Source organism: Mesoterricola silvestris (assembly GCF_030295405.1).
Classification (GTDB): domain Bacteria; phylum Acidobacteriota; class Holophagae; order Holophagales; family Holophagaceae; genus Mesoterricola; species Mesoterricola silvestris.
The window spans coordinates 4,816,776-4,829,684 of sequence record NZ_AP027080.1; the positions used below are offsets into that span (position 1 = coordinate 4,816,776).

General features: G+C 58.6%; 16 protein-coding genes. 3 read left to right on the forward strand and 13 right to left on the reverse strand.

Features of this window, described 5'->3' with window-relative positions; all coding sequences use genetic code 11:
- Positions 1-37: 37 nt before the first annotated feature.
- The 10 genes from R2J76_RS20715 to R2J76_RS20760 form a co-directional block, all read right to left on the reverse strand.
- Positions 38-490, reverse strand: a complete 453-nt coding sequence (locus tag R2J76_RS20715) for a hypothetical protein (protein WP_316413565.1) — start codon at positions 488-490, stop codon at positions 38-40.
- A 360-nt stretch (positions 491-850) separates the two neighbouring features.
- Positions 851-1,348, reverse strand: a complete 498-nt coding sequence (locus R2J76_RS20720) for a hypothetical protein (RefSeq protein ID WP_316413566.1) — start codon at positions 1,346-1,348, stop codon at positions 851-853.
- A gap of 8 nt (positions 1,349-1,356) precedes the next feature.
- Positions 1,357-1,878, reverse strand: a complete 522-nt coding sequence (locus R2J76_RS20725; protein WP_316413567.1) for a tlde1 domain-containing protein — start codon at positions 1,876-1,878, stop codon at positions 1,357-1,359.
- Positions 1,879-1,881: 3 nt separating this feature from the next.
- Positions 1,882-2,346: a hypothetical protein gene (locus tag R2J76_RS20730; protein WP_316413568.1), complete on the reverse strand. Its 465-nt coding sequence runs from the start codon at positions 2,344-2,346 to the stop codon at positions 1,882-1,884.
- 9 nt (positions 2,347-2,355) lie between these two features.
- Complete coding sequence (locus tag R2J76_RS20735; protein ID WP_316413569.1) at positions 2,356-2,958, reverse strand: hypothetical protein; 603 nt, start codon at positions 2,956-2,958, stop codon at positions 2,356-2,358.
- A gap of 3 nt (positions 2,959-2,961) precedes the next feature.
- Positions 2,962-3,426 carry a hypothetical protein gene (locus tag R2J76_RS20740; protein WP_316413570.1) on the reverse strand — a complete coding sequence of 155 codons (465 nt, stop codon included), beginning with the start codon at positions 3,424-3,426 and terminating at the stop codon, positions 2,962-2,964.
- A 9-nt stretch (positions 3,427-3,435) separates the two neighbouring features.
- On the reverse strand, positions 3,436-4,026 hold the full coding sequence (locus R2J76_RS20745; protein WP_316413571.1) for a hypothetical protein: 591 nt from the start codon (positions 4,024-4,026) through the stop codon (positions 3,436-3,438).
- A gap of 242 nt (positions 4,027-4,268) precedes the next feature.
- Positions 4,269-4,568, reverse strand: coding sequence for a hypothetical protein (locus tag R2J76_RS20750; RefSeq protein WP_316413573.1), 300 nt, complete (start codon positions 4,566-4,568; stop codon positions 4,269-4,271).
- Entirely contained in the window at positions 4,565-5,632 is a 1,068-nt protein-coding gene (gene xerC, locus R2J76_RS20755; protein WP_316413574.1) for a site-specific tyrosine recombinase XerC, read from the reverse strand. Before xerC ends, R2J76_RS20750 begins: the two co-directional genes overlap by 4 nt.
- Positions 5,632-8,727 (reverse strand): CHC2 zinc finger domain-containing protein, encoded by a 3,096-nt coding sequence (locus R2J76_RS20760; RefSeq protein ID WP_316413575.1) that lies wholly within the window; start codon positions 8,725-8,727, stop codon positions 5,632-5,634. The genes xerC and R2J76_RS20760 overlap by 1 nt, the downstream gene beginning before the upstream one ends.
- A 148-nt stretch (positions 8,728-8,875) precedes the next feature.
- Here R2J76_RS20760 and R2J76_RS20765 point away from each other — a divergent pair, with 148 nt between their 5' ends.
- Positions 8,876-9,232, forward strand: a complete 357-nt coding sequence (locus R2J76_RS20765; protein WP_316413576.1) for a helix-turn-helix domain-containing protein — start codon at positions 8,876-8,878, stop codon at positions 9,230-9,232.
- 137 nt (positions 9,233-9,369) lie between these two features.
- Here R2J76_RS20765 and R2J76_RS20770 read toward each other — a convergent pair whose 3' ends face one another.
- The gene (locus R2J76_RS20770; RefSeq protein WP_316413577.1) at positions 9,370-10,062 is read right to left on the reverse strand and encodes a recombinase family protein; all 693 of its coding nucleotides are present in this window, start codon (positions 10,060-10,062) and stop codon (positions 9,370-9,372) included.
- Between the two features lie 530 nt (positions 10,063-10,592).
- Between R2J76_RS20770 and R2J76_RS20775 the strand changes: the two genes are divergently transcribed.
- Together R2J76_RS20775 and R2J76_RS20780 are read left to right on the forward strand one after the other, a co-directional pair.
- Positions 10,593-10,928: a hypothetical protein gene (locus R2J76_RS20775; RefSeq protein WP_316413578.1), complete on the forward strand. Its 336-nt coding sequence runs from the start codon at positions 10,593-10,595 to the stop codon at positions 10,926-10,928.
- A gap of 159 nt (positions 10,929-11,087) precedes the next feature.
- On the forward strand, positions 11,088-11,738 hold the full coding sequence (locus R2J76_RS20780; RefSeq protein WP_316413579.1) for a hypothetical protein: 651 nt from the start codon (positions 11,088-11,090) through the stop codon (positions 11,736-11,738).
- Between the two features lie 240 nt (positions 11,739-11,978).
- Here R2J76_RS20780 and R2J76_RS20785 read toward each other — a convergent pair whose 3' ends face one another.
- Positions 11,979-12,407 (reverse strand): DUF4431 domain-containing protein, encoded by a 429-nt coding sequence (locus R2J76_RS20785; protein ID WP_316413580.1) that lies wholly within the window; start codon positions 12,405-12,407, stop codon positions 11,979-11,981.
- A complete protein-coding gene (locus R2J76_RS20790) occupies positions 12,391-12,888 on the reverse strand; it encodes a hypothetical protein (RefSeq protein WP_316413581.1) in 498 nt (165 codons plus the stop codon). The genes R2J76_RS20785 and R2J76_RS20790 overlap by 17 nt, the downstream gene beginning before the upstream one ends.
- Between the last annotated feature and the right edge of the window lie 21 nt (positions 12,889-12,909).

The following is a 12,909-nucleotide window of genomic DNA, read 5'->3' on the forward strand; positions in this document are numbered from 1 at the left end:
TCCGCCTGCGGCTGCCCGCCCTAGACTGAGGAAATCCCTACTGGAGCGGACTTACAGAAAATTCTGGACACAACTGAGAGGGCATACTCACTGGTCCATGTATTTCAACCGAATCATAAGGGTGCGATTGACTCACTTCACCATGATGTTCTTCGATTGCATAAAGAGCGCGAGCCAACAAGTCTTCCTGGCTTTCTCCATCTCTTCTCATCAGGGTAGTAATTCTCCCCTCGCCATGGCTATGCCTAGCCGCTCTCACCGCCATGTCATTTATCTCACTAGACAAAATCCATACGGGCATCTCTTCCGCCAGATTGGAAAGCCGATTGCCGAAACTTTCATCTAGAACAAGTGCCACTGAATTTTTCATCTGCCTTCGCCCTTTCAAGCGACCGAAATTAGTAACATCGTTCAAGTGGAACCCCTGGCAAACGCTTGCCATTGACCCAGTAATGCTGATGCGGGACACCTTGGCCATGATCGTGGTCAAAATCAATATCCTTCACTGGTTTCCCATCGGGTCCATACGTCCGCTCCTGTCCGCTCCCTGGGTTCTTATGGGTAGAGCCAGGTTCACCTGTATTTGGTGTTTTGGTTGGGCGTTCCCTGGCTTGGCTTCAGGCTTTTTATCCCCATCCTCCTTCTCGGCTTCAGCGCGGTGCGGCGAAGCATCTGTCATTTGAAGAGCCAGTAATGCAACCGGAGACGTCTTAAGTACAAATTCAAGGACGGAAGTCAAAGCGGGACCAAGAACAGCCCCTAGATCAGGAGCGCCCGCCCCAATTGCAAGTTCGCCGGCGCTACCAGCAACTAACGGTCCTTTTGCTGTTGGCGACAATTGCGATGACAATTACTTGTCTAATACATCGTCCGACTTTGACTTCGGGAAAGTCAAAATCCATAAAGGAGAATCGGGCGACTCGCCATATCTTGCAACCACTTTTGTAATTCGATTATACGCCAATTCGATGCTTATCAAGTAACTCTCTCCGCCGTCACCACCAGTAATGGTTGCGATTTCGATTCCTTTTTTCTTTTCAAATCGGATTGTCCTTGGATTGCACATCACATTCAAAAGTACAGATGGAACATCAATCTCAGATTCGGAATTCAGTATTTTAAAGCTATTAAGGCAGAGATTATCCCGAGACCTAAAGTGACCCAGCGCCCCAACCAGGAATGTGGGCGGCTTTTTTTCAAGTCGAAATTGAAAAGAGTAATTATCATGATTCAATTTGTTTACACCATCCACAAGGTTTGCAGCAGGAGGCAAGGACCCTGTAGGCAGAGCAAACCCAGGATTACAAAACACCAGAAAGCCAATTAAAAGAAGAGCGTATCTATTCATGAGCACACCTATTGGGTTACAACAAGACATGTGACACCATCGTTTATCGCATTGACGAGCATATCTCTCGCTTTTGGACCAAGAATAATGCAACCCATCGAGGCAGCCTGTTGCCCAGCCTTCTTAACACTATCGCCATGAATATAGAATCCATTTCTTCCGAACATTTCATTAGAAGATACTGGGTCAAGAGCTATGTGCTCTTTCCCCATTTTTTTATGTGCTGAATGGTTGTTTTCTGTGCATTCACTCATTGTATATGCCCCGCGAGGCAGGGGTCCCCGGTTGGCAAGATTCTGGGATTCAGGGTTATTTACATCCTGGGGATTGGCTCCCTCATTCCCCCCTGCATAGCCCCTGCCAACCTCGGTTGTTACAGGATGCGGTTCTCCAATATCACCCAGAACCCAATCAACACGAGTCATATTTCCAGTTGATTGGGAGTAATCAAAATTACTACTAAGAGTTATGGGCGTTTCGATCCCATTGTTGATATTTTTTGAGTCTGCTTGCGACAACTCATCTTTCAAAGATCAATCAACTGGCAATTCCATCAGAGCTAATTCAAGGGAGGAGTCTACTCCAGCAAAACGGAGCTGTCGGAGCTTAACCTTAAGGATACTCTTCTCGACCTTGCACGTACCCCACCCACCAATGCCTCCAAGCCCTTCCCACTCAACTTTTCCCTTAAATCCTCCATCCACTTCAGAACGCCAGGATTGAACTGAGAAGTATTCCCCTGCTTTGTCCTTTAAATCTGAATACCTAAGGACACTCCAAACACCCACTGAATATGCGCTCTCCGAGCCGGGCAGCTTGGAAACCGAGATACCCCAAAAGTCTTTTTCGCCCTTATCAGGAAGCTCAAGATCGAAGGAGTGGCGATCCACTGAAACATGGTAGATGATTTTCTCACGAACAATCTTCACATTTCGACAAGGAATATCTTGCGAGAAGGCGAAGAAGGCAACGAAGAGCAATAACGCAATTATTCTCATGGTTTGACCTCAGTAAAATACATTTGGACCAATGACAATGCCCCCAGGCTCCGAGGATGTTGAGCTTCTATTTCGATGGAAGCTCATTCGGCTACCAATATTGTGAACCATTGATCCGCCTGACCAAATTTGCCGGAATCCTGACATGCTAACGGATGGATTGGCATAGCTAGCCATTTTGGCTTGAGCAGCGGAAAAACCAGCGTCCGAAATATTTCCCAAAAGCATTCCCGCTATCTTTCCGCGATTGTGATCCGTTGACCCAGTCAATGAGTGATATTGTCCAGGCGCCGTAATCACTTTGAGCATCGTCTGGCTTGCCGCAGACAAGCCATCCTGAGTAACCCCCTTGTTAGCACGAAATTCACCTTCACGCACCGATCCGTCCAAAATTCCATTCACACGGTTCATCACGGTGACCACCCCGGCTTGGACGGCAGAGGAATCGCCTCCATTGGCTTGTTGATAGAATTCGTGCCCCATTGTTGCTGCAACCAAATCGCTGGCTGTTATATGGGCTGCCCCCAAGTCAGTTGCTTGTTGCCCAGTAAATCCGATCTTCAGGAGGGTTTCCTTCGTCAGAAACTCTGATTGCGACAACTCATCTTTCAAAGATCAATCAACTGGCAATTCCATCGGAGCTAATTCAAGGGAGGAGTCTACTCCAGCAAAACGGAGCTGTCGGAGCTTAACCTTAAGGATACTCTTCTCGACCTTGCACGTACCCCACCCACCAATGCCTCCAAGCCCTTCCCACTCAACTTTTCCCTTAAATCCTCCATCCACTTCAGAACGCCAGGATTGAACTGAGAAGTATTCCCCTGCTTTGTCCTTTAAATCTGAATACCTAAGGACACTCCAAACACCCACTGAATATGCGCTCTCCGAGCCGGGCAGCTTGGAAACCGAGATACCCCAAAAGTCTTTTTCGCCCTTATCAGGAAGCTCAAGATCGAAGGAGTGGCGATCCACTGAAACATGGTAGATGATTTTCTCACGAACAATCTTCACATTTCGACAAGGAATATCTTGCGAGAAGGCGAAGAAGGCAACGAAGAGCAATAACGCAATTATTCTCATGGTTTGACCTCAGTAAAATACATTTGGACCAATGACAATGCCCCCAGGCTCCGAGGATGTTGAGCTTCTATTTCGATGGAAGCTCATTCGGCTACCAATATTGTGAACCATTGATCCGCCTGACCAAATTTGCCGGAATCCTGACATGCTAACGGATGGATTGGCATAGCTAGCCATTTTGGCTTGAGCAGCGGAAAAACCAGCGTCCGAAATATTTCCCAAAAGCATTCCCGCTATCTTTCCGCGATTGTGATCCGTTGACCCAGTCAATGAGTGATATTGTCCAGGCGCCGTAATCACTTTGAGCATCGTCTGGCTTGCCGCAGACAAGCCATCCTGAGTAACCCCCTTGTTAGCACGAAATTCACCTTCACGCACCGATCCGTCCAAAATTCCATTCACACGGTTCATCACGGTGACCACCCCGGCTTGGACGGCAGAGGAATCGCCTCCATTGGCTTGTTGATAGAATTCGTGCCCCATTGTTGCTGCAACCAAATCGCTGGCTGTTATATGGGCTGCCCCCAAGTCAGTTGCTTGTTGCCCAGTAAATCCGATCTTCAGGAGGGTTTCCTTCGTCAGAAACTCTGATTGCGACAACGCAGCACCCCACCGCACTTCCCAGCCAGGCAGGGCGATTTCCCTTGTACCGCAACGCTTTTCAAAGACCGATCCGCCATTGTAGCCCCGGAGACCCCCCGATGCACTTTTCCCGCCGCGCCGAGGGCGGCAGCCAGGGAAGGCAGCTAAAGAAGGAACAACGGAACAGGGAGGCACCCCTCAGGGTAACCTCCCATTCCTTATTCCCCGCGCCTATTTGCCTTCAGCGCCGCCCTTCGGCGTCAGGGGCATCCTTCCCGCCGCCGCCACGCTGGACCCTCCTGGGCGCACTGGACGGCTTCCTCCAGGGTCCCGAACTTGCCCCAGCACGTGGGGCGGTCCCAGGCTCCCCCGTCCAGGCACCAGGTGTCGAACCGGACGCCGCCCGCCCATGCCTCGTTCGGTCCCGTGATCACGAACGGAAGGAACCACCAGGGATGATGGCTGGCGGGTCTGCGTTGGTTGTCCGTGTCCCAGAACCGCTTGGGCAGCACGGGATTGATGGGGATGCCGTCAATGATCTTCTCAGCCCTGAGCTTCAATCCTCGCCCTCCTCATCCGCTTCCCGCTCCAGCGCCTCCAGGAGGGCTTCAGCGGTGGGCTCGGGGTCCAGGGCATGTCTACCCGCCTCCGCGAGCCTCCCGGGGTGCGTGGCGGCATGGACGCTCTTGAGGAGCCGGATGCTGACCTGGGTATAGATTTCCGTGGTGGAAAGCTCCGCGTGACCCAGCATGGCTTGGATGAACCGAATGTCCGCGCCGCCCTCCAGCATCAGGGTCGCCATCGTGTGCCGGAACAGGTGACAGGCACCCTTCTTCCCAACCCCGGACCGCTCCACGTAGATGCGCACCAGGCGCGTCATGGCATTCGGGGCAAAGGCTTCTCCCCATTCGGACAGGAACAGCGTCCCGTCATCCCTGCCCGTGACCAGCTCCGGACGGGCACTGTCCCGGTAACGCTCGATCCACGCCAGCGCACGTTCTCCAATGGGAATGAGCCTGTCCTTCTTCCCCTTGCCCTGGCGGATCATGACCGTCCCGCGCTCCCGGTCGATGTTGTGGACCGTCAGGTTGATCAGCTCCAGCCGCCGCATCCCCGTGGAATAGAACGTCTCCAGGATGGCTCTATCCCGCAGCCCAATGGAATTGCCCACCTCCGGGACCGCCAGCACCAGCTCCGCCTCCCGTGCCGTCAGGATGGCTTTGGGCAGCCGCTTCTCCAGCCGGGGCAGTTCCAGGTCCGTGGCTGGGCTGTAGAGCAGGTGCCCCTTCTTGACCAGCCACGAGAACCAGTGCCGGATGGGGATGATCCTGGAGTGCTGGCTGCGCGTGGACAGCGGCTCGCCATCCGCCTTGCGGTAGTAGAACAGGTAACGCTGATACCGCTCCAGGATGGGACGGTCGATCTGCGCGGGCTTGGTCAGGCTGCGCTCATCGCACCAGGCAATGAGGTAGCGCAGGTAGTTCTCCCGGGTCTCGATGGTCCGGGGGCTGTAGTTCTTCTCAGCCAGGAACGCCAGGTAGCGGAGCATGTGGTGATAGAGGCTGTCCGAGTCCCGCACGTCCCCCACGGGTGGACGCTGCCGGTGCTGACCGCGCCGAGGCATCAGTTCCCCCGGTCCATCAGCGGGTATGACAGGACGGCGTGAGGCACGTAAGAACTGCGTTTTTCACCGTTGACGGGTTCACCTGCCGCCAATGCCATATCCGGCGCGGCTTCCGCCTCCATGGCTGACCCCCGAACAGCCCCCGAATATGCCCCGAATACCCCCCGAAACAGCCCCGAATTCTCAGCCTCGCCACCCCGAATATTCTCGCCCTCGCCCCGAATTTCCGCCGTCATACCCTCGGCTTGCAGCCGGTCGCCGTCCATCAGCCCGAGAATCCCGCCGCGTCCCTCGGGGTCCTCGCCCTTGTAGAGCAGCTCGTATTCCACGGTCTTCCCGCGTCCCTTGTGGGGCAGCAGAAACTCCATCTCCACCAGCCGCCCCAGGTGCGTCCAGAGCTGGGTATCGCCCCATCCCAGGGCTTCCCGCGCCTGCCGACGGGTGAAATGGAAGTCCGCCGGGTCCATGCCGCGCCCCTCGCATTCCGCCTTCACCCATCCGTGGATCAACGTCAGCAGCTTGCGGGTCTGGGGCAGCAGCTCATCCACGGTCCTGGAAAAGACTTCCTGGGCAAGCTCATTGGCGAGGGCGATGTCCTCCGGGGTCACTTCGATGTAGCGCAAGGAACCATGGGTCTTAACGTCCCGCTGGAACTGATGCAGCAGGGCAATGGCGCGGATGAGGGTCAGGTATTTCACGTGGTCGCGCCGGCTTCGGGTCTGGTCATCGCGGAAACTGAGCTGGGCGGCGTAGGGATTGACCACCGCCAGGGGCTGTAGAAGCCTCTGGGCGTTGCGATGGAGCTTCAGCAGGCTATCCCGGCTCTCCCTCGCCAGCAGCCCTTCCAGCGTCTCCCGGCTGCGTTGCAGGGCATGGATGGCGCGGGTCTGTTCCCTGGACTCGTTCACCGTCAGCACCAGGCAGCGGTTCAGCAGCTCCTCGTCCAGGTCGATGGCGGTGGTGGTGAGGAACAGGGACACCGGACCCTCCACTGTGTAGTCATGCGTCACCAGCATCCCCGACTGAGGGTCCTTGCCCGTGGACGCCATGGTAACCCTGCCTTCCGACTGGAGCAGCTTGAGGGCGTAGCTGGCTTGTTTCGCGCCCTCCTCCTCCGCGATGGCGAGAATCTTGTGCTGGAGGCTGCGGTCGCCCATGTAAAAGATGGACTGCCCGCTCATGGCGGAATACCGGATCACGTCCTCCTCCGGGATCAGGTCCAGGACGGCATCCATCAGGGAGGACTTGCCCGCCGCCGAGGCGGACTGGATCAGCAGCGCCAATGGGCGATCCAGGAGCCGGGACACCGCCGCCAGGTAGCCGGTGAGCTTGTTGGACTCCTCCCCCACCACGCCCAGGGCGTTGAAATCCCTGAGAATCCGCCCCATCAGATCCGGAGCCTTCAGCAGCTCCAGGGCTTCGGCGTGTTCCGCCTCCGTGATGGGCGGCAGCTTGGCTTTCGCCGCGAGGGCTTCCGACAACGCGTCCGCCTGCAATGCCTCCACCTTGCGCAGCACCTTGCCCAGGTCCCGCTTCAGGGTGTCCTCCGACTCTCCCAGCTCCAGACCCGCCTGCCGGATGAAACCCGCCCTGGCTTTGGACTGGTAGAGGTCCAGCGTGTCCACGTGAAACGCTTCGCCCCTGGACACCATCAGGTTCACCTTGAGGGTTTCCGGGTTCAGGGGCTTCTCCCAGCCCCGGACGCGGAATTTCCGGTCCTCCAGGGCGAGGAACAGGTCCTTGCCGTCCAACTCACAGGACAGGTCATCGCCCGGCGCGGCGGGCAATGGGGAGGCGGGCATGGGTTCCTGGATTACGTCATTCGGCGTCTCAGGTAATACCTGATTCGGCGTCCCGGAGGGCGGCTTAGGGATGGCAGCTAAAGAGGGAACAGGCACCGGGCGGTCCTGGACGGGTCCGGGCGTCCTGGTGCTTTCTTCTTTAGCCGCCTTCTTTTCCTCCAGGATCGCACCCAGGCTGCGTTCGGGAGCTTTCCCGTTGCCCATCCAGACCGCGTTCCGGATCGCCAGCCCCAGGGACTTCATGGCGGGAGCCACCTTCAGGGCGTAGTCGTTCGCGTCCATCCCCTTGGGGAACTGGACCCGGAAACACGCCATGCCGCTGTCCATCAGCTTCTGGGCGAGCTTGTCCGCGGCACGGTCCCCGGCTTCGTCCCGGTCGTAGGCGATCAGCACCCGCTCCACGCCCTGGCTCCTGAACGCCTCCAGGTGGTCCGGGGTGAACCCCTCCACCCCATAGGCTGCGGTCACGTTCCGGTATCCCGCGCACCAGAACGTCAGGGCGTCAATCAGCGCCTCGCACAGGATCACTTCCTTGCCCTTCAGCCCCTCCAGGTTCCACACGCCCCGGTGCGGACCCGGCAGATACAGGTGGTAGGGCGTCCCCTTGCGGAGGTTGTTGAGCAGCTTGCGCCCGTAGACCTCCTGGACGTTGCCTTCCTCGTCCTGGATCGGGATGACCAGACTCCCCGTGAAATGCTCGTGCCCCGATTCCCGGTAGAGTCCCAGCTTCTGGAGCCGCCCCCGGATTTCGCCCCCAGCCTTCACCGCCTTGATGGGCAGGCTGTAGCCCAGGGTCCGATTCGCATAGCCCAGCTTGAACCGCTCGATAGCCTCCGGATGGTCGATCCCACGGGCTTTCAGGTAGTCCAGGGCTTCCGGGGAGGTCTTCAGCGTGTCGTGGTAGTAGGTGATGGTCTGCTGCAAAAGCGCCTGGTCATCGGCATCGAACGCCACCGGGGGCGGCAACCGCCGCACGCTGCTGGACTTCGCCAGGCTCTCGGCTGGAGCCAGGGACAGGTCCGCCCGCAGCAGCTCCACCGCATGGCGGAAGCTGATGCCCTGGGTCTTCATCACCCAATCCACGGGACCGCCGCCCACGCCGCAGCCGAAGCAGTGCCAGAGGTTCTTGCCCGGCGTGACGATCAGGGAGCCTTCCGATTCCTCATGGAACGGGCATTTCCCCGTCCGGTCCTTGCCGGTCCTGGTCAGCACGATCCCGGACGCCTCCACCAGGCGCTCGACCGAAACCTCCGCTTTCAGGCGCTCCAGTTCCTCATCCGGGATGCGAGCCATGGGTTCCTCCGTCCGACCCAAAACGTGTCAAGGGGGTTTCTTGAAAATGTTCCTGGTTGAGCGTTACACCCAGTGGGTGTAGAGTCAAGCCCGAACCCCGGAAAGGAGACCTAAGCTCATGGCAGTTCGCATTCTCGGCGGGACCCCCATGAACGACCAGGACGCCCCTTTCTTCCAGGCTCTCGGCAGCCGCATCGCCAGCGCCCGCAAAGCCCTGAACCGCACCCAGCAGGAGCTTGCCGACCAGCTCGGCGTCGCCCAGCAGACCTATGCCAAATGGGAGATGGGACGCGCCCGCATCCAGGTGGACATGCTCCCCCGGCTGGCGCAGGGCTTGCAGGTGTCCATGGACGAGCTGGTGGGCGTGAAAACGGGTCCGCAGCCCAAACGCGGTCCCGCGAACAACTTCGAGAAACGGATCGAGCGGATGCGCAAGCTTCCCCGAACCAAACAGCAGCTCATCCTGGACATGCTGGACGCCTTCCTCGCCAAAGCGAGCCACTGAGCCTGTTTCTTCTTTAGCAGCCAGATCGAAAAGCCCGCCCCCGTTACGACCACTGGGGGTTGGGGGTCTTTTCTTAGCGGCTATAGAAAGAAGGAACGCCGCGAGCCGAAAGCCCTCATAGGGGCTACGCCGCCGCATCAACCCGCCTTGAGGATGCGGGCGATCTGGATTGCCTGGAACGGCTTGCCCGCCCGGGAGGTGATCCCCACCTCGGACAGCCGCCTGCCGATGGTCCGCAGGGATGCCCCGGCTTCATGGAACCGCTGGATGAGCTGGACCACCTCCCGCTCCTCCGGGACCGCCTGGAGGGCACCTTCCACGCAGCGGTAGCCATACGGCTCGAATCCGCCCGTGTAGCGCCCGGACTGCTTCAGGTGCTTCATCGCCATGGACGTGCGCTCACTGATCACGTCCCGCTCGAATTCGGAGAGGACCGCCAGCATCCGGAACACCATCTTGCCCGTGGAGGACGTGGTGTCGATCTTCTCACTCAGGCTCACCAGGTCCGCGCCCTTGCGGTCCAGGCTCTCGGCGATCAGCAGCGTGTCCCGCGTGGATCGCGCCAGGCGGCTGAGGCTATAGACCACCAGGGACTCGCCCCGTCCCACGGCTCGGAGGGCGTCCTGGAGGGCGGGACGGTTATCGCAACGCCCGCCGCTCAGTCCCCGGTCCACGTGAACCTCCACCAGCTCGTAGCCGTTGCCCTGGCACCAGCCCCGGATGCGCTCCGTCTGCGCGTCCAGGCTCACGCCGAAGTCCGCCTGGTCCGCCGTCGAAACCCGGACGTAGCCGTAGGCTCGCAGCGTTCCGTTCGCCTTCCGTGGACCCATTCCCCTGCTCCTGGCTGTGACAGCGGGTTCCCGCCGTGACGAAAGGACCGCGCCGGTCCCTTCCAAAGGCAGTGATCCCCACGGATCACCGGGAGAAGCCACGCGCCCTCCATCCCTGCGTTTTTCCGTCAGGGGCGGGAGGCTTGCGGGTGGCTGGGAGGGGCACGGATTCAGGCAAAACGAGGAGGGGCGGGGTTTTCCCGGATTCGTGTTGGCTGCCCAGAACAGCCACGGGTGGTCGAATTACGAACCGGGGCAAGGAACGTCAGGGTGACCACGGCTGGCGCCGGGGTGGGTCTTGCGAAACCCAAGCCGCTCCGACCTAACATGTTAGGAACCCCGTCAGGGCTGGGTTTGAGCCGGGTTGCCGTCTGGGTTGAGGGCGGGCTTTGAGGCTGAGGTGGTCACCGCGTGGAGGGTGGGCGGCTGCGTGGCTGCGCAACCTCGGCTCGAAAACGCGAGGGCTGTTGGTAATTCCTGAAGTCGGCGGGTATGTCGCCCCTGACACCCCATCCGTCAGGAGGCATCCCGTGACCACCGCTCCCACCCCAATCCCCGGCAGCCGACGCCAGAATCCTTTCCAGAGCGTCCCCATCCCCGTCCCGCTGGAGGGCTGGAACCTCCGGGCTGCGGACATCTTCAGGGAACGTCCCCTCGCTGACCACCTGGAGCGCAACCACGCTTGGCTCCAGGCACGTCCTCGAACCTCCAACCAGATCGAGGACGCCCTGTTCCCCTCCTTCGCCCTGGGCGGGATGGAGTCCAGGGAGGTGCGCAGCCTCCTGAACCGCGCCCTCTGGGATGCCGGGTTCTCTCCCAGCCATGAGGACGCGAACCCCACCTGGACGTGGACAGACGGCATCTGAAACCCACCCATCGGCGCTCCCGTCCCTGCCCAGGGAGGCACGGCACGGGGGCGTTCCCGGGCTGCCCTCTCCCAAAGGCGTCCGCGCAGCCACCAACCCACCCATAGGAACCCCGACCGCTCCTGCGGCGAGATTCGTTCTCAATTTGAAAGCGACCCCATGCCTGAATCCTCTGCCTCATCCCCGAACGTGACCCCTGCGCCCTTCATCCACACCGGCACCTCCACCCGGGTGCCCTGGGTGCCTTCCTCCGCCCCTGCCGACATCCGCCACGGTCAGGCGATCTTCTACCTGCTGAAGGCGTTAGACCACGAGGCTGCCTTTGAGCGCGACCTGCCCACCCTGCTGCTGGCGAAGGTGGTCTGCAACCTCCGGAACTATTACCTCCAGGACCAGGAAAGCACCGTCGATCTGATCCTGACCCACTTCAATCCCAAGTCCTGGGACGAGCCGTGGTCAGCGGAGGCGGTGCGGCTGATGTGGGAATGCGTGGAACCCTACACCCCTTACCTGGGCATCGTGGACGAGACAGCCGTTGCCAGACAGCGGAAGGCGTTCCTGGAGAACGAGGTGGTCGATCTGATCGCCTGGACGGTGCCGGGGGGGAGGGTGTGGGACAAGGATCTGGAGCGGGTGTTCCGGGAATGGAACCCGGATCTGGAGATCGCGTTCACGGGGAACCTGTTCACCCGCGCCGTGAAAGCCGTCACGGGGTTGAGCAAAACGCCCGCCCACGGGCGCTACTACTGGGAAGGCTTCCACCTGCCCACGGCTGAGGAGGTGGCGGTGGCTGCGGGGAAGGCGGCTTGAGCGGGGCGGTGTACTTCCCGGGTTGCCCTTCCATAACCAGGTTCCAGGGACCGTCAGACGAAGGAACATCTGGAAACCAGAGCAAAGCAGCCCGCGAGAGGCTAAAGGGTGGAGGCGACGAGTTGCTGGTCAGATGCCCCACCACCCGCTCCGTTTCCTCGCCTGCGCAGGTCCTCAGGGACCCGCACAGGCTCGTAAACGTCGCTCTTGTACAAGGCATCGTCGGCAACCAATGGCGAGCTACTTTTCAATCTCCACGTCTGAAAGGTCCTTAACGGACAAAATTGCTTTGGTGTAGTGATGCCCTGTCATAGCTTGTTCTAATACACCTTTAATCTTTGCCTTTTTACCTATCGCAAACCTGAGGTTTTTGCCTGATGGCTCGATAATCTGCACCACGCCAATATTGTCTATATCCTCAGAGTTAAACCTGTCGTCCTTGTTGCCAATAACCTGGACAGGCTTCTTGAGCTTGATGCAGCGTATCTTCACCTTCTTGCATAGACCATCATTCTCAAAGTTCGGCGGACCATACTCTGTTCTCTCGACAACCACCCCTGAGAGAACAACGGCACCGTAATTGAGCTTTTCCAGGGCAGGCTCAACTGCCATGCATTGAAACCCAGCAAGCAGGACTAGGCTGAATAAAGCTCTATTCGGGAGGTACATATGGAACCCCTTTCCAACCTTCAATTCTTCCAATTGTATTAGCCAGGGTTGCCTTTTGACCCTTATCCAGAGTCGACAGCACAGTGTCGCCAGATACACCTGTTAATCGCGACAAATCAGCTTTATATTGCGCGGTGTTATTTTCTGATGGGGGAGCATAGCTATCAATGGTGCCATTGAGTGAAGAATTGGCGTACTTATTATCGAGCAAATCCGCCAAGGCTTCCCACCCGTGTTGAGCGCTCGGGAAGATCGCGAACTTGCCGTCAGTTCCAATAGCTCCATGCTCCTTTGCCACCTTCCCGTTCACCAGGTTCCCAGGGTTGTTGTCCCGATTCGGATGCGTCCCTTTGACTTTGGTAGTGGACCCATCCTTGTATTCGTAGGTGACGGTGGTTCCCTTGGCAGTAGCTTTTACAGGTAATCCCTTGTCAGCTTCGCCCTTCTTGTCTGTTTGCGACAACGCAGCACCCCACCGCACTTCCCATCCGCGCAGGGCGAT

What these genes read in the sequence shown, in the direction of transcription:
- R2J76_RS20720 (WP_316413566.1), bottom strand. Translation starts at nt 1,348, where the DNA reads ATGAATAGATACGCTCTTCTTTTAATTGGCTTTCTGGTGTTTTGTAAT.
- R2J76_RS20730 (WP_316413568.1), bottom strand. Translation starts at nt 2,346, where the DNA reads ATGAGAATAATTGCGTTATTGCTCTTCGTTGCCTTCTTCGCCTTCTCG.
- R2J76_RS20740 (WP_316413570.1), bottom strand. Translation starts at nt 3,426, where the DNA reads ATGAGAATAATTGCGTTATTGCTCTTCGTTGCCTTCTTCGCCTTCTCG.
- xerC (WP_316413574.1), bottom strand. Translation starts at nt 5,632, where the DNA reads ATGCCTCGGCGCGGTCAGCACCGGCAGCGTCCACCCGTGGGGGACGTG.
- R2J76_RS20760 (WP_316413575.1), bottom strand. Translation starts at nt 8,727, where the DNA reads ATGGCTCGCATCCCGGATGAGGAACTGGAGCGCCTGAAAGCGGAGGTT.
- R2J76_RS20765 (WP_316413576.1), top strand. Translation starts at nt 8,876, where the DNA reads ATGAACGACCAGGACGCCCCTTTCTTCCAGGCTCTCGGCAGCCGCATC.
- R2J76_RS20770 (WP_316413577.1), bottom strand. Translation starts at nt 10,062, where the DNA reads ATGGGTCCACGGAAGGCGAACGGAACGCTGCGAGCCTACGGCTACGTC.
- R2J76_RS20780 (WP_316413579.1), top strand. Translation starts at nt 11,088, where the DNA reads ATGCCTGAATCCTCTGCCTCATCCCCGAACGTGACCCCTGCGCCCTTC.
- R2J76_RS20785 (WP_316413580.1), bottom strand. Translation starts at nt 12,407, where the DNA reads ATGTACCTCCCGAATAGAGCTTTATTCAGCCTAGTCCTGCTTGCTGGG.